The 19,884-nt window shown below is 60.6% G+C and carries 16 protein-coding genes; 8 read left to right on the top strand and 8 right to left on the bottom strand.

What is annotated here, in order from left to right; translation table 11 throughout:
* Nucleotides 1-18: 18 nt before the first annotated feature.
* The 7 genes from CKV89_RS06120 to pyrR are packed head-to-tail and all read right to left on the bottom strand — an operon-like array spanning nt 19 to nt 9,498.
* Nucleotides 19-1,038, bottom strand: coding sequence for a dihydroorotate dehydrogenase (locus CKV89_RS06120; RefSeq protein WP_084441433.1), 1,020 nt, complete (start codon nt 1,036-1,038; stop codon nt 19-21).
* On the bottom strand, nt 1,038-1,922 hold the full coding sequence (locus CKV89_RS06115; protein WP_028327963.1) for a dihydroorotate dehydrogenase electron transfer subunit: 885 nt from the start codon (nt 1,920-1,922) through the stop codon (nt 1,038-1,040). The genes CKV89_RS06120 and CKV89_RS06115 overlap by 1 nt, the downstream gene beginning before the upstream one ends.
* Nucleotides 1,919-5,251, bottom strand: a complete 3,333-nt coding sequence (gene carB, locus CKV89_RS06110) for a carbamoyl-phosphate synthase large subunit (RefSeq protein ID WP_028327964.1) — start codon at nt 5,249-5,251, stop codon at nt 1,919-1,921. The genes CKV89_RS06115 and carB overlap by 4 nt, the downstream gene beginning before the upstream one ends.
* Complete coding sequence (gene carA, locus CKV89_RS06105; RefSeq protein WP_407919569.1) at nt 5,251-6,603, bottom strand: glutamine-hydrolyzing carbamoyl-phosphate synthase small subunit; 1,353 nt, start codon at nt 6,601-6,603, stop codon at nt 5,251-5,253. The genes carB and carA overlap by 1 nt, the downstream gene beginning before the upstream one ends.
* A complete protein-coding gene (locus CKV89_RS06100) occupies nt 6,600-7,949 on the bottom strand; it encodes a dihydroorotase (protein ID WP_028327965.1) in 1,350 nt (449 codons plus the stop codon). The genes carA and CKV89_RS06100 overlap by 4 nt, the downstream gene beginning before the upstream one ends.
* Entirely contained in the window at nt 7,946-8,902 is a 957-nt protein-coding gene (locus CKV89_RS06095) for an aspartate carbamoyltransferase catalytic subunit (protein WP_034401658.1), read from the bottom strand. Before CKV89_RS06095 ends, CKV89_RS06100 begins: the two co-directional genes overlap by 4 nt.
* Nucleotides 8,902-9,498, bottom strand: coding sequence for a bifunctional pyr operon transcriptional regulator/uracil phosphoribosyltransferase PyrR (gene pyrR / locus CKV89_RS06090; RefSeq protein WP_084441435.1), 597 nt, complete (start codon nt 9,496-9,498; stop codon nt 8,902-8,904). Before pyrR ends, CKV89_RS06095 begins: the two co-directional genes overlap by 1 nt.
* A gap of 199 nt (nt 9,499-9,697) precedes the next feature.
* Here pyrR and CKV89_RS06085 point away from each other — a divergent pair, with 199 nt between their 5' ends.
* From CKV89_RS06085 to buk, 8 genes are all read left to right on the top strand, one after another.
* Nucleotides 9,698-10,054, top strand: coding sequence for a GrpB family protein (locus CKV89_RS06085; protein WP_028327968.1), 357 nt, complete (start codon nt 9,698-9,700; stop codon nt 10,052-10,054).
* A 112-nt stretch (nt 10,055-10,166) separates the two neighbouring features.
* Entirely contained in the window at nt 10,167-11,852 is a 1,686-nt protein-coding gene (gene pgi / locus CKV89_RS06080) for a glucose-6-phosphate isomerase (RefSeq protein WP_028327969.1), read from the top strand.
* Nucleotides 11,853-12,042: 190 nt separating this feature from the next.
* The gene (gene pdhA / locus CKV89_RS06075; protein ID WP_034401660.1) at nt 12,043-13,155 is read left to right on the top strand and encodes a pyruvate dehydrogenase (acetyl-transferring) E1 component subunit alpha; all 1,113 of its coding nucleotides are present in this window, start codon (nt 12,043-12,045) and stop codon (nt 13,153-13,155) included.
* A 2-nt stretch (nt 13,156-13,157) separates the two neighbouring features.
* Nucleotides 13,158-14,135: an alpha-ketoacid dehydrogenase subunit beta gene (locus tag CKV89_RS06070; protein ID WP_028327971.1), complete on the top strand. Its 978-nt coding sequence runs from the start codon at nt 13,158-13,160 to the stop codon at nt 14,133-14,135.
* Between the two features lie 9 nt (nt 14,136-14,144).
* Nucleotides 14,145-15,422, top strand: coding sequence for a dihydrolipoamide acetyltransferase family protein (locus CKV89_RS06065; protein ID WP_028327972.1), 1,278 nt, complete (start codon nt 14,145-14,147; stop codon nt 15,420-15,422).
* A 5-nt stretch (nt 15,423-15,427) separates the two neighbouring features.
* Nucleotides 15,428-16,840 (top strand): dihydrolipoyl dehydrogenase, encoded by a 1,413-nt coding sequence (lpdA, locus tag CKV89_RS06060; RefSeq protein ID WP_028327973.1) that lies wholly within the window; start codon nt 15,428-15,430, stop codon nt 16,838-16,840.
* Nucleotides 16,841-16,881: 41 nt separating this feature from the next.
* A complete protein-coding gene (locus tag CKV89_RS06055) occupies nt 16,882-17,781 on the top strand; it encodes a phosphate acyltransferase (RefSeq protein WP_028327974.1) in 900 nt (299 codons plus the stop codon).
* On the top strand, nt 17,778-18,839 hold the full coding sequence (gene buk / locus CKV89_RS06050) for a butyrate kinase (RefSeq protein ID WP_028327975.1): 1,062 nt from the start codon (nt 17,778-17,780) through the stop codon (nt 18,837-18,839). The genes CKV89_RS06055 and buk overlap by 4 nt, the downstream gene beginning before the upstream one ends.
* Here the strand turns inward: buk and CKV89_RS06045 are convergent.
* Entirely contained in the window at nt 18,829-19,764 is a 936-nt protein-coding gene (locus tag CKV89_RS06045; protein ID WP_161626200.1) for a LysR family transcriptional regulator, read from the bottom strand. The genes buk and CKV89_RS06045 overlap by 11 nt on opposite strands.
* Nucleotides 19,765-19,884: the final 120 nt, after the last annotated feature.

Genomic DNA, 19,884 nt, shown 5'->3' with positions numbered 1-19,884 from the left:
CTCAGACAGGCAAATCAGTTACGAAAGCGGAAGAGCGGCGCCAACAACCTCCGAAACTGTCGTGTATCCACGCGCGTCCAACTCCGCCGCCAACTCCTCAATCACCCGCACCGGCGCATGAGGGTCGTTAAAGACGGCCGTACCGACCTGAACAGCCGCAGCACCCGCAGCAAGGTACTGAAGCGCATCGGCGCCTGTACGCACGCCACCGACTCCGATGATGGGACGAGGAGGTATACGGCCATCACGCATGGCATTAGCGACCTGCCACACTGCCCGCACTCCCACCGGGCGCACAGCCGGGCCTGAGAGCCCGCCAGTAACACCAGCCAAGTGAGGACGCATCCGCACCGTATCGATTTCGATACCGAGCAGGGTGTTAATCATGGTCAAACCGTCGGCGCCAGCGTGCACCACAGAGCGCGCTATCTCAACCAGGTCAGTGACATCGGCACTGAGCTTGACGAATAGCGGAACACCCTCACCAACGACGCGCCGCACCCGCTCAGTAACCTCGGCAGCAGAAACTGGATCACAAGCGAACACAAGCCCACGGTTAGCAACATTGGGGCACGAAATGTTCAGCTCAATACCCGCAACCGCTCCAGCATGCTCACAGGCAAGCAGAGTCTGGGCTACCTGCGCATACTCACGGGCATCATTGCCACCAACCGACACCAACGCCCGCGCCCCCACTGAGGCAAGCCAAGCGAGATCTTTCTCACAAAACGCCTCAATGCCCGGGCCCTGCAAACCAATCGAGTTGAGCATGCCTGAAGGAGTCTCAGCCATGCGCGGTGTCCCCCGCCCTGAACGCGGGTCAGCAAGGACTGTCTTGGTAACAAACGCCCCCAGCGCGGACACGTCGAAGAAGTTATGCAGCTCCCGCCCGTTAGAGGCACACCCAGAAGCAGTCATGACCGGGTTCGCAAGCGTCAACGGCCCCAGCTGAGCAGTCAGGTCAACTTCAGTAGCTGTCTCCTGCGCGGCGACCGGTGTCTCATCGACAACCGCAGTGTCACGTTTGCGTGAAAACATCAGTGGCCTCCGTTTCCTGGGGCGCCAACCGCATCAGCAGGAACTTGGCAGTACCCGTCATTCCACGCATCCCAACGAACCCGATCTCCGCGGAAGGTAGGCCCTTCCACGCAGCTACGCACCATCCGCGTCACCCCATCGGAGCCAGTCACCGGCATTGTGCAGGTCATACACACCCCGATACCGCAGGCCATGGCCTCTTCCACAGAGACCTGCGCGATCACACCCATCTCGCCAGCAACCCGCGTCACCGACTCAAGCATGCCCATCGGGCCACAGGCGTACACGACCGAAGCATCGCTACGACGAATAACCTCAGGAAGCGGATCAGAAACCCAACCCTGCTGCCCACGAGAACCATCGTCAGTGACGACGGTAACGCCGTCGGCATACCGTTCAGCCTTATCCGCTCCGAACAGGCGGTCATTCGTAGCTGCACCGAGAATGAACTCGACATGGCAGCCGCGCTCGCGCAGCGCCGCCGCCAACCAAAACAGCGGCGCACTGCCATAACCGCCACCAACAAGCACACAATTGACCCGCTCACGCGGCAACGGGAACGCCCTACCGAGCGGCCCCACCAAGTCCACGTACGAACCAACCTCCAGGTTGGCCAACCAGTCCGTGCCCTTACCCGCGGGGGAAACAACAATGTCCAGAATGTCTTCTTCAGAGCGATCCGCAGCGGGACTGACCGCATGCAGGGCAAAAGAACGACGCAGCAACGCGCCACTCATCTGCCCACCCACAGTGATACCAACGAACTGCCCAGGCTTAGCCAGATCGGGCAAGCCTGGCGCAGTGAACGTCATGTACTGGTAGTGACCCGCTGGTCTCGTCGCTACCAGTCGAGCCTCGACGTGAACCGTGCGTCGCGCACTCATGCGCGCTCCTCTCTTACCGGCTGAGCCTGATTCAGCCTCACCGCGTGCTCCTGGATAGACCCGATCGTGATCGAGTCAGCCATCAGGGCTTCCATGCCTTGCACTGCCGCACCGAGCTGCTGCACCGTCGTGATGATGGGGAGCCCTTGACTCGTAGCTGCCGTGCGGATCGTGTACCCATCCGCCCGAGCCTTACCGCTGCCAGGGGTGTTCACGACCATGTCGACGTTACCCGCCAAGATCTCTTCCACGACTGTTGGCTCGCCGCCAGGTCCACGACCCTCACTGTGTTTACGAACGGGTTCGGTGGGGATTCCGTTCCGTCGCAACACTTGTGCCGTTCCCTCAGTAGCGAGAAGCGAGAAGCCCATCTCGTGAAGGCGTTTGATCGGGAAAATCATGGCACGCTTATCCCGATCAGCCACCGAAACGAAAACCCTACCCGCAGTAGGCAGTCCCGCGAGCGCGCCCATCTGTGTTTTGGCGAACGCGGCGCCGTACGTGGCGTCAATTCCCATGACTTCACCAGTCGAACGCATCTCCGGCCCGAGCACAGAGTCAACAACTCGACCTTGGGCGGTGCGGAACCGTTTGAACGGCAAGATGGCTTCTTTGACCGACAGCGGCGCATTGGCGGTGAGGGTGGATCCGTCCCCTACCTGGGGCAGCATTCCCTCTTCACGCAGCTGTTGAATGGTGGCGCCCAACATGATTCGGGAAGCAGCTGCTGCTAACGGGATTCCTGTGGCCTTAGCGACGAAAGGAACCGTGCGGCTAGCGCGAGGGTTAGCTTCTAGCACGTAGAGGATGTCCTGGGTCAACGCGAACTGCACGTTCAACAGGCCATGTACACCGATGCCTTCTCCCAGCAGCCGAGTGGACTCTCGGATACGTTCGATTTCGCTGGGGCCTAGGGTAATCGGCGGCAACACGCAGGCAGAGTCACCCGAGTGGATTCCGGCTTCTTCGATGTGCTCCATCACGCCACCGAGATACATTTCGCGCCCATCGAAAAGGGCATCAACGTCTATCTCGATTGCGTCATCGAGAAACCTGTCAATAAGGACCGGATGCTCGGTGTCAGCGAACGTGGCACGGTCGACGTACTCAATCAGGGTCGGGTCGTCATACACCACCTGCATGCCGCGGCCCCCCAGGACGTAGCTCGGACGAACCAGAACCGGGTATCCAATACCGGCAGCGATTTCCACGGCTTGAGCTGAGCTGTAGGCGATGCCGTTGCTCGGCGCGGGCAGCCCTGCTGCCTCCAAAACCCGCCCAAAAGCGCCCCTGTCTTCAGCGAGGTCGATAGCTTCTGGTGAGGTGCCAACAATTGGCACTCCCTCAGCTTTGAGCGCAGCCGCCAACCCTAGTGGCGTTTGCCCACCCAGTTGAACGATCACTCCAGCTACCGGGCCAGCCTGGCGTTCGGTATGGATGATTTCGAGGACATCTTCGAGAGTGAGCGGTTCGAAATACAGCCGCGACGAGGTGTCGTAGTCCGTGGAGACAGTCTCGGGGTTGCAGTTGACCATGACCGTCTCGAACCCGGCATCCCGCAACGCGAAACTGGCGTGCACGCAGCTGTAATCGAACTCGATTCCTTGACCGATCCGGTTTGGACCCGACCCGAGAATGATTACCGCCGGTTGTTCACGGGGGGCGATTTCCGTTTCACAGTCGTAGGTGGAGTAGTAGTACGGCGTACTGGCAGCAAATTCTGCCGCACAGGTGTCAACCGTTTTGTATACCGGCCGTACTCCCAGGGCATGACGCACCCCTCGCACCACTGCCTCGTCAGTGGCGAGGATCTCGGCGAGCTGGGCGTCAGAAAATCCATGACGCTTCGCCAACCGGAGAATCTGCGGGTCGATGGTGCCGCTGCTGTTTTGGCTACGCGCAACCTGCTCAGCTACCGCGTTGATTAGCGCGATCTGGTCAAGGAACCACGGGTCAATCTTGGTTGCCTCGAATACCTCTTCAACACTGACTCCGGCGCGCAGAACCTGTTGAACCAGTTCGATACGGCCATCGCGAGGGATCGCTGCCTGTTCCAGTAGGCACATGGCCTGTTCCCGAGAAGGAGTTGTGCCCGGGCGCCAATGGAACCCTGCTCCTTGGCGTTCCGTGGAACGCAGCGCCTTTTGCAGCGCCTCGGTAAAGTTACGGCCCAAGCTCATTGCTTCGCCGACAGATTTCATCGTGGTGGTGAGAACATCTTCGGCATCGGGGAATTTCTCGAAAGCGAAACGCGGCACCTTAACGACCACGTAATCGAGTGTCGGCTCAAAACTGGCCGGAGTTTTCTCCGTGATGTCGTTAGGCACCTCATCCAGGGTGTACCCGATCGCCATCTTCGCGGCGATTTTCGCGATCGGGAATCCTGTGGCTTTAGAAGCCAACGCTGAAGACCGTGAAACACGCGGGTTCATCTCGATCACGATGATTCGCCCATCAACGGGGTTCACCGCGAACTGGATGTTGCAGCCACCAGTGTCAACACCGACCTCACGGATGACGGCGATACCAATGTCACGCATGCGTTGGTATTCGCGATCGGTGAGGGTCAGTGCGGGGGCAACAGTGATGGAGTCACCGGTGTGCACCCCGACCGGGTCGACGTTCTCGATTGAGCACACCACGACGACGTTGTCCGCGTGGTCACGCATGACCTCGAGTTCGTACTCTTTCCAGCCCAGGATGGACTCTTCGAGAAGGACCTCGGTGGTGGGTGAGTCATCCAGACCAGCCCCGGCGATGCGGCGTAGGTCTTCTTCGTTGTAGGCGAACCCTGACCCCAGCCCACCCATGGTGAAGGAGGGCCTCACAACGAGGGGGTAGCCAAGCTGTTCTGCACCTGCAAGGACTTCGTCCATGGTGTGGCAGATGAGCGACGCAGCGGACTCGGCACCAACTTTTTCGACCACACTTTTGAACAGCTCACGGTTTTCCCCGAGCTGGATGGCTTCTACGTTCGCGCCGATCAGACAGCAGCCGTATTTGTCGAGAACGCCGTTTTCGTGCAAAGCAATAGCTGCATTGAGCGCGGTTTGTCCACCGAGAGTAGCCAGGATCGCATCTGGCTGTTCTTTGGCGATGATGCGTTCGAGAATGCTCGGTTCGATGGGTTCGATGTATGTGGCATCCGCGATGTCCGGGTCGGTCATGATCGTGGCCGGGTTGCTGTTCACCAAGATCACGCGCAGCCCTTCAGCGCGCAGCACCCGGCACGCCTGTGTACCGGAGTAGTCAAACTCGGCAGCCTGCCCGATAACGATCGGCCCAGAACCAATGACGAGAACGGAATTGATGTCATCACGTTTGGGCATCAGTGACCCTTTCTTTCCGTGGTGGTCGCTGCTGCCTGGCCTGCCTCACCGGCGCTCAGGTGAGACTGCTGGTGTACGCCCTCTTTGATCTGGGCGATAAGAGGATCAATGATCCTGATCTCGGCGGCTACTTCTTCGACACCATGCACCTGCCCCATGAGAGCGATGAACTGGTCAAAAACATATTGGCTGTCGTGGGGCCCGGCAGCTGCCTCGGGATGGAACTGCACGGAGAACGCTGGGATGTCCAGGCATTGCAGCCCCTCGACAACATTGTCGTTAAGGCCCACGTGAGAAACCCGGACACGACCGTAGGAAGCATTCGCCGCAGCGGTGATGTCCTCATCAATCGGGGCGTCAACAGCGAAACCATGGTTTTGTGCAGTGATATCGACCTTGCCGGTAGCGCGCACCTTCACCGGCTGGTTGATGCCGCGGTGGCCAAACCGCAGCTTGTAGGTATTGAATCCAAGAGCCCGGCCCAGGATTTGGTTACCGAAACAGATCCCGAAGTAGGGGACGCGGCGGCGCAAAACCTGTTGGAGAAGGTCGACCTGATGGTCTGCGGTGGCCGGGTCTCCCGGACCGTTAGAAAAGAACACACCATCGGGGCCGTGCTCGGCGTGGACACCGCGCACAGACATCACATCATCGAAAGTTGCGCTCGCAGGCAGCACAACAACTTTCACGCCACGCCGCGTGAAGTTACGGATGCTCATGTCTTTGATACCCAAGTCCACAAGCGCCACCACAAAGGCAGGTTCGCCTTCGGGTAGATACTCCACAGGTGCTGCGACGGTGACCTCATCGACGAGGGCCGCCCCAGCCATCTGCGGCGCAGATCGGACCTGCTCCAGCAGTTCCGTGTCGCTGTGTTCAGCGGCGGTGCCGGAGAAAATACCGACACGCATAGCGCCCTGAGTGCGTAGGTGGCGGGTGATCGCTCGCGTGTCGACACCGCAGATACCGACGATTCCTTGCTCACGCAATTCGTCCTCGAGGTGACGTTGGCTACGCCAGTTGCTCGGGCGAAGAGCGGCCTCACGGATCACGTACCCAGCCACCCAGATTCGTCGTGATTCGACGTCATGGTCGTTGACGCCGGTGTTGCCGATGTGCGGGGCCGTCATCACAACAACTTGCCGGTGATACGAGGGGTCTGTGAGTGTCTCTTGATAACCGGTCATGCCGGTGTTGAAAACAGCTTCGCCGGTGGTGGAGCCAGTAGCGCCGTAGGCACGCCCGCGAAAGATCCGGCCGTCTTCGAGAACGAGGACGGCCGGGCTTCGCTGTAATTCAGTGAGAATGGCCGCCTCGGCGTCAAGAGAGAAAGTGGCGGTCTTCTCGGTCACGCGCACCCTCCTCGAGGGGTTACCTGCAGGTCGGTGAGTTCACCGTTAAGGAAGGTGGGCACGCCGCGCAGCAGGGTGTGGCGGACACGGCCACGCAAGGTGCGCCCGTGCCACGGGTTGTTACGCGAAATGCTGGCGCTTTCCTCACGGTCAACGGTGTACGTGGCTTGCGGGTCAACCAGCGCGATGTTGGCAGGCTCCCCCACTTCCAAGGGGCGGCCTTGATCGGACAGGCCAGCCAAAGAAGCAGGGCGCACGGATATCGACTGGGCCACATCAGCCCATGTCATAGCCCCCGTGTGGACAAGCACGTCACTGACAACAGAGAGGGCGGTTTCAAGGCCAAGCATGCCGTTAGCGGCAACCGCGAAGTCATGCTGCTTATCGACCAGGGCGTGCGGAGCGTGGTCTGTGCCGACCATGTCGATCGTTCCGTCTGCTAGCCCAGCACGCAGCGCTTCGACGTCTTTCATCGACCGCAGCGGCGGGTTCACTTTATAGACGGAGTCATACGACTCAAGCAGATCAGCAGTCAGTGCCAAATGGTGAGGCGTTGCTTCGGCAGTGATGTTGACTCCCTGTGCCTTACCCCACCGGACCAGCTCAACAGACCCAGCAGTGGACAGGTGACACACGTGCAGGCGAGCGCCAGCGAACTTAGCAAGCATGATGTCGCGGGCGATGATCGACTCTTCTGCGGCTGCGGGCCATCCGGGCAGCCCCAACCGGCCAGAAACGGGGCCTTCGTCACAGCAGGAAGATCCAGGAGCTAGTCGTGGGTCTTGGCTGTGCTGGGCGATCACGCCATCGAAAGCAGCGACGTACTGCAGCGCTCGACGCATGATCACTGGGTCAGCGACACATTTACCGTCGTCGCTGAACATGGTGACGCCAGCGCGGGAAGAGTTCATCAATCCGAGCTCGGCCAGCTCTTCACCGTTGAGTCCTTTAGTGACAGCACCTACCGGGTGCACGTCACAGTAGGGCGTGGCCACACCGGCGTCGTGGACCCACTCAGCAGCGGCTGCGGTGTCCGTGACCGGGGTGGTGTTGGCCATCGCCATGACGGCGGTGTAGCCACCCACTGCGGCAGCGCGGGTACCAGTAAGAATGGTCTCTGCGTCTTCACGGCCCGGCTCACGCAGGTGCGTGTGCGGGTCGACGAGGCCAGGAAGAGCGACGAGGCCGGTGGCGTCGATGGTCAAGGCGTCAGGGACGTTGGCTGTGCCTGGCTCGGTGATCTGACTGATCACACCGTCGGTGATGACCAGGTCGGCGCTGCGTTCTCCCAGCAGGGAGGCGTTCGTGATAACGACTGTGCGGTTGTTGCTGTTCGTGCTGGTCATCGGGACTCCCCTGCACTCATCTGGTCGCCGGAAAAGATGTGGTAGAGCACGGCCATGCGCACGGAGATACCTGCCGAGACCTGGTCGAGGATGAGAGAGTTCGCTGCGTCAGCGGCCTCCGGTGAGATTTCCAGTCCGCGGTTCATGGGGCCGGGGTGGCAGATCACCGCGTTGTCTTTCATGCGGGCCAGTCGCTCACGCGTCAGGCCCCACCTGTCGGTGTATTCGTTCTCGGAGGGGAAGAATCCACCGCTCATGCGCTCACGCTGCACACGCAGCATCATGATGGCGTCGGCATCTTCGACGACCTCGTCGAAGTTGGTGGTGCAGGTGAAACCGGGAGTACCCATCACTTCCCAGTCACGAACCCCGTCGGGGAACAGCGTGCCCGGGGCGACCAGGGTGACTCGTGCCCCCAGAGCAGCCAGGCTGTATAGATTCGAGCGGACCACCCGGCTGTGCAGCAAGTCACCAACGATGGCGACGTGCTTGCCTTCCAGGTCACCCAAGGCTCGCCGCATAGCGAACGCGTCCAGAAGGGCCTGGGTGGGGTGTGCGTGGCGACCGTCACCAGCGTTCAGGACCGGCAGGCCGCTCCATTCCATCGCGAGTTTGGGTGCCCCGGAGACGGAGTGACGGATGACGAACCCATCGACCCCCATCGCTTTGAGGGTGAGAACCGTGTCGCGTAGGGACTCACCTTTCGATGTGGAGCTGCCTTTAGCGGTGAAAGCCATCGTGTCTGCGGACAGGCGCTTAGCGGCAAGGTCAAAAGACAGCCGCGTGCGCGTGGAGTCCTCGAAGAACATGTTGACGATGGTGCGTCCACGCAGTGCCGGGAGTTTTTTCACTTCCCGCTGCTGCACCTGCGCCATTTCCTCCGCAGTGTCCAGGATGGTGGTGATGGTTTCGCGGCTGAGGCCTTCAGTGTCCAGAAGGTGTGGCAGTTGCATCAGGCCTCGCCTCCGTAGATGCGGACCTCATCGATCCCATCGGTTTCTGAGACCGTCACGGCAACGCGTTCTTTGCTGGAGGTGGGCAAGTTCTTACCGACAATGTCTGCTCGGATGGGTAGTTCACGGTGGCCACGATCCACTAGGACTGCCAAGCGGACTGCGCGAGGCCGACCCAAGTCATTGAGCGCATCCAAAGCTGCACGGATGGTGCGGCCGGAGTAGAGAACGTCGTCTACGAGAACCACGACTTTGTCGTCGATACCTCCGGTGGGGATCGACGTGCCCTCTAAGGAGCGAGTCGGGTTGCTGCGCAGATCGTCTCGGTAGAGCGTGATGTCCAGGTTGCCCACTGTGACTGGGCGGCCTTCGACCTCAGTCATCAACGTGGCGAGCCTGCAAGCCAAAGGAACTCCGCGAGTGCGGATACCGAGAACGATGAGATCCTCGCTACCTTTGTTTGCTTCGAGGACTTCATGGGCCATGCGGCGCAAAGCGCGGGCAATTTCATCTGGCCCAAGAACTGTGCGGAATGTCTCGGCGATAGCCGGATCTGATTCACCCTGTTTCAGGGCATGCTTTTTGTCTGACGCCATGGCGAACAGACCTCCTTACCCGCCTCACGGGACGGTCTTTAAAGGATGTCAGTTAACGGGTTGTCAACGAGGCCACCATACATGTGCGTGGGGCATCTCTGGGCACAAATCACGCCACACATCTGCCATCACATTGCGATCGAGGTCAGGCCTGCTCAGGCTGCGCTAACAGGACTGCGAAAGTGGGAAACTCGGGGACATGAGCGTGACAGTCCTCACACCTAACCCGCGATGGGCTGAGCAGTTCAAGCAGGTTGCTACCGACCTCGCTGCCGCACTGATCGGGATGCATATGGAGGCCATCGAGCACGTGGGATCTACGTCTGTGCCGGGCTTGGCGACCAAACCTACCCTGGACATCGACACATACATCGCAGGCAAATCAAAAATCCTGCAAAAAAATACTCTCCGAGCGCGACCTCAGCGCGGCAGACCAGCGGGTCATCCTCCTGCTCAACAACCCACAGACACATCAATAACTCTGCTTGAAGAGCCCACCAACCTTCCCCCAGCCCACCCCCGCACCAACAACGTCATCCCCTACTCCTGCAACTAGGCTGGAGAACGAGAGCAGCCACATCTATGCGCGGCTCACGCCCCCGACCTCTCACACCGTTTCGAGCGGCCGATTGGGCACCGACGAACGAAACGACCGGAAGGTGCACAGCATGACCACCCCCGTTGACGCAACCGCAACCACAGCCTGGGCCGAGCTGACCACGCTCAAAGAAACAACAACCCCCGACCTACGCGCCTGGTTCGCACAAGACCCCAACCGCGCCAAACGCTTCACCTTCCAGGCCGCCGACCTACACGTCGACCTATCCAAAAACATCATCACCGACGAAATCCTCACCGCCCTGATCCACCTCGCCGAACAGGTCAACCTCACCGAACGACGCGACGCCATGTTCGCAGGCGAACACATCAACATCACCGAAGACAGAGCAGTCCTGCACACCGCCCTACGCGCCCCCGCCACCGCCAACCTCACCGTCGATGGCCAAAACGTCACCGCCGACGTCCACGACACCCTCGAACGCGTCTACGCATTCGCCGACAAAGTCCGCTCCGGTGATTGGAAAGGCGTCACCGGCAAACGCATCGAAACAGTCGTCAACATCGGCATCGGAGGCTCCGACCTGGGCCCCGTCATGGCCTACGAAGCCCTCCTGCCTTACACCCAAAAAGGCCTCACCTGCCGCTTCATCTCCAACATTGACCCCACCGACGGCGCCGAAAAACTCCACGACCTCGACCCCGAAACCACCCTCATCATCGTTGCCTCAAAAACATTCACCACCCTCGAAACCCTCACCAACGCCCGCCTAGCCAAAACCTGGCTCCTTGAGGCCCTCACCACCAACGGCGCCATCGACGGCTCCGAAAACTCCCGCTCCGAAGCCGTCGCCAAACACTTCGTCGCCGTCTCCACCGCCCTGGACAAAGTCAGCGCCTTCGGCATCGACCCCAACAACGCCTTCGGATTCTGGGACTGGGTCGGCGGCCGCTACTCCGTCGACTCCGCAGTCGGCACCGCCCTAGCCATCGCCCTCGGGCCAGAGAACTTCCGTGACTTCCTCGCCGGATTCCACGCCATCGACGAACACTTCCGCACCACCCCCCTAACCAGCAACGTCCCAGCCCTCATGGGACTGCTGAACATCTGGTACCGCAACTTCCTCGACGCCAGTACCCACGCCGTCCTTCCATACGCCCAATACCTCCACCGATTCCCCGCATACCTGCAACAACTCACCATGGAATCCAACGGAAAATCTGTGCGCTGGGACGGCACCCCCGTCACCACCGAAACCGGCGAAGTGTTCTGGGGCGAACCCGGCACCAACGGACAACACGCCTTCTACCAACTCATCCACCAAGGCACCCAACTCATCCCCGCCGACTTCATCGCCGTCGCCACCCCCGCACACCCCCTCAAAGACAGCACCGCTGCAGGTGCAGACGTCCACGAACTCTTCCTCGCCAACTTCTTCGCCCAAACCAAAGCCCTGGCCTTCGGCAAAACCGCCGACGAAGTCCGCGCCGAAGGAACCGCCGAAAACATCGTCCCCGCACGCGTATTCACCGGGAACAAACCCACCACATCCATCATGGCCCCCGCCCTGACCCCCAGCGTCCTAGGCCAACTCATCGCACTCTACGAACACATCACCTTCACCCAAGGAATCGTCTGGGGCATCGACTCCTTCGACCAATGGGGAGTAGAACTCGGCAAACAACTCGCCACCCAAATCACCCCCGCCGTCGGCGGCGATGCCCAAGCCCTCGCCGACCAAGACTCCTCCACCAAATCCCTCATCGAGTACTACCAAGCCCACCGCAACAACTAACCCGGCAACACCACACGGCCGGGTAGGTGAGTTCTGCACTCACCTACCCGGCCGCACTCATACCCACGCCCAGACTCATAGGTGCATAAAACACCGCTATAAACTCCCCACCCCCAACCCAGGCTGCGCCACCTCCCCTGCTCATACAGTGCTTGACAAGGTCGCTCGACAAGCAGGAGATGCGCAGCCCATGACAACCACCCACTCCCTGACCAACATCGACTTGGCCCATTTGGTCACCACCTACGCCGAAGACTTCCCCATCATCCAAGTACTCGACGAAACCGGCACCATCGTCGACCCCCAAGCCGCGCAAAAAATTGACGACACCACCCTCGTGCAGCTCATGAAAGACCTGCAATGGGCCAAAACATTCGACGTGCGCATCACCATGCTCAACCGGCAAGGAACCCTCGCCAACTACGCCCCCGGCGGCGGCCAAGAAGCCAGCCAATTCGCCACACTCGCCGCCCTCGACAAAGGCGACTTCCTCGTCCCCACCTACCGAGACATCGCCCCCCTCATCAAACACGGCCTGCCCATGTGGAAAGCATTCCTCTGGTGGCGCGGACACGTCGAAGGCAACACCTACGAACCCGAATTCCAAGCCTGGACACCCCAAGTCATCGTCGGCGGATCCATCCCCCACGCCGCCGGAGTAGCCCTAGGCAAAAAGAAAAAAGGCGACAACCACGTCGTCATGGCCTACTGCGGTGACGGAGCCACCTCCCAAGGCGACTTCTACGAAGGACTCAACTTCGCCGGCGTCTACAAAGCACCACTGATCGTCGTGGTTCAAAACAACCAATGGGCCATCTCCACCCCGCTGGCCCAACAAACCGCCGCCGCCACCATCGCCCAAAAAGGCGTCGCCGCAGGCATCCCCTCCCTACGCATCGACGGCAACGACCCCATCGCCCTCTACCTAGCCGTCAAACAAGCCCGCGAATACGCGCTAGCAGGAAACGGGCCCGTCCTCATCGAAGCCCTCACCTACCGCACCGGCGCCCACACCATGTCCGATGACCCCAAACGCTACCGAGAAGACGACGAAGTCGACATGTGGACCTCCCGCAGCGCCGTCACACGCCTAGCCACCCACCTCACCAGCAAAAACCTCTGGAACGAGGACATGGCCAACCACATCGACGAACAAGTCAAAGCCGAAGTCAAACAAGCAGTCACCGACATGGGAAAAATCCCCGCCCAAAAAGTCAGCACCTTCCTGACCAACATGTACGAAAACCCACCCCAGAACATCACCGAACAAATCGCGGTCTACCAGGCCAAGGAGAACAACTGATCATGGCTGAACTGACCCTCGCCCAAGCCATCACCGCAGCCCTAGACCTCAAACTTGCCCAAGATCCCACCACCCTGATCTTCGGCGAAGACGTCGGCCACAACGGCGGTGTTTTCCGCATCACCGACGGCCTCCAAGCCACCTACGGCCAAGACCGCGTCTTCAACACCCCCCTCGCCGAATCCGGAATCATGGGCCTGGCCCTCGGCCTTGCCAACGAAGGCTGGCGCCCCCTACCCGAACTCCAATTCGGCGGATTCGTCTTCGAAGCCATGGACGCCATCGCCGGACAAATCGCCCGATTCCGCTACCGCTACGGCGGCACCCGCTCCATGCCCATGGTCATCCGAGCCCCCTTCGGCGGCGGCGTACACACCCCCGAACTGCACTCAGACAACATCGAAGGACTCCTGTCCCACATCCCCGGCCTACGCGTCATCATCCCCGCCACCGCCTACGACGCCAAAGGCCTCATGATCTCCGCCATCGAAGACAACGACCCCGTCTTCTTCCTCGAACACCTCCGCATGTACCGCACTGTCAAAGGCGAAGTCCCCGACGGCCACTACACCGTCCCCCTAGACAAAGCCAACATCGTGCGCGAAGGCACCGACATCAGCATCATCGCCTACGGCCTCATGGTCCACGAAGCCCTCAGCGCAGCAACCACCCTCGCCAACGAAGGCATCAACGCTGAAGTGATCGACCTACGCACCGTCTCCCCCATCGACATGCACACCGTCCTGGAGTCAGTAGAAAAAACCCACCGCGCCATCGCCTGCCAAGAAGCACAACGCCAAAGCGGCATCACCGGACAACTCATCAGCGAAATCACCGAACGCGCCTTCATGACACTCGACGCACCCGTTGGCCGAGTCACCGCCCCCGACACCACCTTCCCCTTCGGCATGGCCGAATCCATCTGGATGCCCAACGCCACCGACATCGTCGAAACGGCCCGCAAAACCGTCCAGTTCTGAGGAGAACCGATGTACCAATTCACCATGCCCGACATCGGCGAAGGCACCCACGAAACCGAAATCACCAAATGGTTCGTCGCCGAAGGCGACACCATCACCGAAGACTCCATCCTCGTCGAAGTCGAATCAGACAAAGTCGTCGCCGAACTGCCCTGCCCCGTCACCGGCACCATCGCCAAACTCCACGTACCCCAAGGACAAAAAGCACTCGTCGGCAGCGTCATCGCCGACATCCTCACCAACGACAACACCCCCACCGCAGGAACGCCCACCCCCCAAACCCCCGCAACCACCCCCACCACAACCACAACCCAACCACCCGCGAGCGCCACCACCAGCAGCGTAGACATACGCTCCCTGGCAGTACCCGGAGTACGCCGCTACGCCCGCTCCAAAGGCGTGGACCTGACCTGCATCACCGGAAGTGGAAACCACGGCAAAATCACCCGCGAAGACATCGACGCCTACCTAGCCAACGCCGCCCCCACCCCCACACAACCAACCGCCCCGGCACCAACCAGCGAAGAAAACACCACCCCAGCAGCAGAATCCACACCACAACCCGCCACCAGCAGCAGCGGGCAACGCCGCGAAAAAATGTCCGCAATCCGCAAAGCCGCAGCCCGCGCACTCACCGAAGTAGTGACCACGGTGCCCGTAGTCACCATCCTCGACCGAGTCGAAGTATCCGCACTCGTGGCCCACCGCAACCGGCTCAAAGACACCGCAGCCACCCGCGAAGCAAAACTCACCTACACGCCCTACATCGTTAAAGCATGCGTGGCCATGCTCAAGAAAAACCCCCTCATGAACGGCCGCGTCGACATGGCAGCTGGGGAATTCATCTACTACGACACCTTCAACATCGGCGTCGCCACCAACACCGACCGTGGCCTATTCGTTCCCATCATCAAAGACGCAGACCGAAAATCCCTATTCGACATCGCCCGAGAAATCACCGAACTCAGCAGCCACGCTAAAGCAGGCACCCTCACCAGCGCCGACATGAGTGGCGGATCCATGACAGTCACCAACGTCGGTGGTTTCGCCACCAGCGGCGTATGGTCCACCCCCATCATCAACGCCCCCGAAGCCGCCATCCTCGGCATCGGCCGATTCGAGGACGAATTCCTCCCCGACAAAAAGGGAAAACCCGTTCTGCGCCCCGTGTGCAAACTGTCTTTCGCCTTCGATCACCGCCTCATCGACGGGGTCGATGCCCAAAAAGCACTCAACGACCTCAAAGAATTCCTACACAACCCAGACCTCCTCCTCGCCGAAAGCTGAACACCATGGTTGTCGGAGATTTCGCATCAGAAACAGACGTCATCGTTATCGGCTCAGGTCCCGGCGGATACGTAGCCGCCATCCGTGCAGCCCAACTCGGCCACAGCGTGGTGTGCGTTGAACGAGACGCCATCGGCGGAGCCTGCCTCAACGTCGGATGCATCCCCTCAAAAGCACTCATCCAAGCCGGGCACCACTACGCAGCCTCACGCACCCCCAACCTTTTCGGTGTCACCAATACCGAAACCACCCTGGACTTCACCGCCACCCAACGCTGGAAAAACGAACAGGTCGTCGGCAAACTCACCCGCGGTGTGGCTGGACTACTGAAAAAAAACAAAGTCGAAGTAGTCACCGGTGAAGCCCACTTCATCGACGACCACAACATCCGCGTCGTCTTCGACGATGTCTACGGACAGACGTACCGGTTCAAACACTGCATCATCGCCACCGGATCGCGCCCCATCGAAATCAGCACCGTCCCCTTCGGGCCACGCGTCCTAGACTCCGCCGGCGCCCTCAACCTCCCCCACGTCCCCGACTCCCTCATCATGATCGGCGGAGGCTACATCGGGATGGAACTGGCCAGCGCCTACGCCGACTTCGGCACCAAAGTCACCATCCTTGAAGGCATGGACCATGTCCTGAACGGATTCGACCACGACCTCACCCAACCGGTGACACAACACATGCAAGCCAAAGGCGTCCAGATCATCACCGGCGCCAAAGCCACCGGAAGCAGCGAAAACGACACCTGCGTCACCATCACCTACGAACACGACGGCACCACCACCGAAATCACCGCCGACTACGCCGTCGTCACCGTAGGACGCACCCCCAACACCGACGGCATCGGCCTAGACGCCATCGGGCTAGACATGAACGAGCGCGGCCTGATCAACGTCGATGCCCAAGGCCGCACCTCATACCCACACATCTTTGCCATCGGAGACGTCGTTGCTGGCGCACCCCTGGCACACAAAGCCAGCTACGAAGCAAAAATCGCCGCCGAAGCGCTCAGCGCAGACACCAGCGCAACAGTCGACTACGCCGCCATGCCCACCGTCTGCTACACCACCCCCGAAATCGCCACCGTCGGGCACACCACCGACACCGCTACCGCCGCAGGCATCGAAACCACCACCGCAACCTTCCCCCTGGCCGCCAACGGACGAGCCCTATCCATGAACAACCCCACCGGATTCGTCCGACTCATTGCCGAAACCACCACCGGACGCCTCATCGGCGCCCACATGGTCGGCCCCAACGTCTCAGAACTCATCGGCGAAGTCACCCTCGGCATCGAAAACCTCATCACCCTCGAAGACATGGCACTGACCATCCACGCCCACCCCACCATCACCGAAGCCATCATGGACGCCGCAGAAATCGCGCTCGGGCACCCCATCCACCAGTAAAAAGCCACACACGACACACAACTCACAAGGAGCTTCACCCCGTGTCGATCACAATGAACGACCTCATCAACATCAGCCAAGACAGCACCGCACCCGCAGCCCGCGTCGCCGTCGTCAAAGCAGCCGACGAACACGTCCTCGACAGCATCATCCAAGCCACCCACAAAAACCTCATCCACCCCATCCTCATCGACGACGCAACCAGCATCGAAAAAACAGTCGCCCACCGCCTCACCCCCGACCAATACGACCTCATCGACATCGCCGAAGACACCCACGCCGCTGCCGAAGGCGTCCGCCTAGCCCGCACCGGCAACGCCGATGCCCTCATGAAAGGGCACATCTCCACCGGCACATTCCTCAAACCCGTCGTCGACCGAGAAACCGGCATCCGCACCAGCCCCCTGCTATCCCACGTCATGCTCGTCGACAACCCCACCGTCGGACGCATCATCGCCATCACCGACGGCGGCATGGTCACCGTCCCCCGCGAAGAAGACATGATGCCCCTGATCAACCACGCCGTCCACATCATGCGACTCCTAGGTCAACCTCACCCCAAAGTCGCCCTGCTCTCAGCCGCAGAAACCCCCATCCCCCGACTACCCTCCGCCGAACTCCAAACCACCTTCACCACCAACAACGCCACCAACGACATCACCATCGAAGGCCCCCTATCCCTGGACCTAGCACTCCTACCCAGCCACGCAGAAGAAAAAGGCTGGAAAGGCCGCATCCGCGGCGACGCCTCCATCCTCCTGGCTCCCGACATCGTCTCCGGCAACGCCGTAGCCAAATCCCTCAGCATGTTCGGCAACGGAACCATGGCCGGACTCGTCCTCGGCGCCGCAGTACCCATCATCCTCGTCTCACGCAGCTCATCAGCCCAAGAGAAATACCTCTCCATCGCCCTAGCACGCCTCCTGGGAGACCACGCATGAAACACATCCTGGCCATCAACCCCGGAGCGACCTCCACCAAAATCGCCGTCTACAACGACACCACCGAACTCTTCCGCGAAGAAATCACCTACGACCCCCACCACTTCGCACACACCACCCACGTCATCGACCAACTCGACACCCGCGCCAACGACATCGAAAAAATCCTGCGCGACCGAAGCGAAAACAACTTCGACGCCGTCGTCGGCCGCGGCGGACTCATCGGCCCCGTCGCCCCCGGCGCCATCACCGTCGACGACACCTTCGAAGACATCGTCCGCAACCGCCCCACCCTCCAACACGCCTCCAACCTCGGCGGCCCCCTCGCCCGCATCATGGCCGCCACCTTCGGCATCCCCAACGCCCCCGCCTACGTCTACGACCCCGTCACCGTCGACGAAATATCCGACGTCGCCCGCATCACCGGCATCGCAGGCATCCACCGCGAAAGCATCGGCCACCACCTCAACATGCGCGCCGTAGCCATCGACCTGGCCAACAAACTCGGTAAGGGCTACCCCAACAGCGACATCATCGTCGTCCACATCGGCGGAGGCAGCTCCGCCAGCGCCCACCAACACGGCACCGTCATCGACTTCATCTCCGACGACGAAATCCAATTCTCAGCCGAACGCTCCGGCGGCCTGCCCCTCAAAACCGTCACCACCCTCCTGAACACCATGAGCGTCGAAGAATTCACCCAACTCGTCCGCTCCCGAGCCGGGCTACGCTCCCACGCCGACACCACCGACCTACGCGTCCTAGAAAACCGCATAGACAACGGTGACACCCACGCCGCCCTCATCCTCGAAGCCATGGCACTAAACATCGCCAAAGCAATCGGATGCCTAGCCACCACCATGAAAGGCTCCGTCGACGCCATCATCCTCACCGGAGGCATGGCCCACTCCAACCGCCTATGCACCCTCGTAGCCGAACGCACCGCATTCATCGCCCCACTGCACCCCTACCCCGGCGAAGCAGAAATGACCGCCCTAGCCGCCGGAGCCCTACGCGTACTCAACGGCGAAGAACACGCCCACACCCTCACCCAGTAACCCCATCACCTACCCCCGAGCGCAGCGCAGCCGAACGCCCACACTGACGAATCATCGTGACAAACTCATCCACCACCCCACTGCGCTGCGCTGCGCCATGAGTCGCAATACCAATCGGAAAACAATTCGCCTTATCGTCCAACGGCACCCACGACACCCCCTCCACCACCGACAACTCCTCCACCTCAGAAGGCAACAACGCCACCGCATTCAACGAACGCACCGCATTCAACAGCACCTCCCAACTGTCATCCTGCAACACCACCGCAGGCGTAAACCCCACCTCCGCAGCACGCGAACGCAACACCCGCCCCAACACAAACCGCTCCGACAACGCACAAAACCGCTCCGAACGCAGCTGCGCAAACGTCACCGACTCCCGCCCCGCCAACGGATTATCCGAACGCATCACCGCCGACACCCTGTACGACCCCGCCCCCTCAGGCAAAGACAACACCGTGATCTCCGGCTCCACAATTGGGTGACTCACAATCGCCACATCGATCTCATCAGCCACCAAAGCCTTCTGCAACTGCATCGAACCGCTCTGCACCAACGTCACTTCAACATCGGTATGCCCAGCAATAAACGCCGAAATCGCCGGCATATGCTGCACCGCAAACAACACCGTCAACCCCACCCGCAGCTGCGGACGCGCCTGCTGCCCCATCGCCCGAATCTCATCCACTACCGCATCCACCCGCCGCACAATCTCCGACCCCTCCTCATACAAACGCCGCCCCGCCTCCGTCAGCTCATACCCCGACCCCGGAGTACGAACAAACAACCTCGCCCGCACATCCGTCTCCAACTTCTTCATCGCCACCGTCAACGTCGGCTGAGTGACATACAAATTACGCGCCGCACTCGACAACGACTTGCGCTCACTCACAGCAAGGAAATAGCGCAACTGACGAATATCCACCTGGGCAACCTCCCCGCAATCCTGACCACGCCCACACCACAACAACCCTCAAAGAACACTGCTGCGGCAACACAATTCCGCAATCCTACGGGCGCAACACCACCAACACACGCCAGGAGG

This window comes from Dermatophilus congolensis, from assembly GCF_900187045.1.
Lineage (GTDB): Bacteria > Actinomycetota > Actinomycetes > Actinomycetales > Dermatophilaceae > Dermatophilus > Dermatophilus congolensis.
Note: the sequence above shows the minus strand (reverse complement) of the source record. Positions and strands in the feature narration are given on the sequence as shown.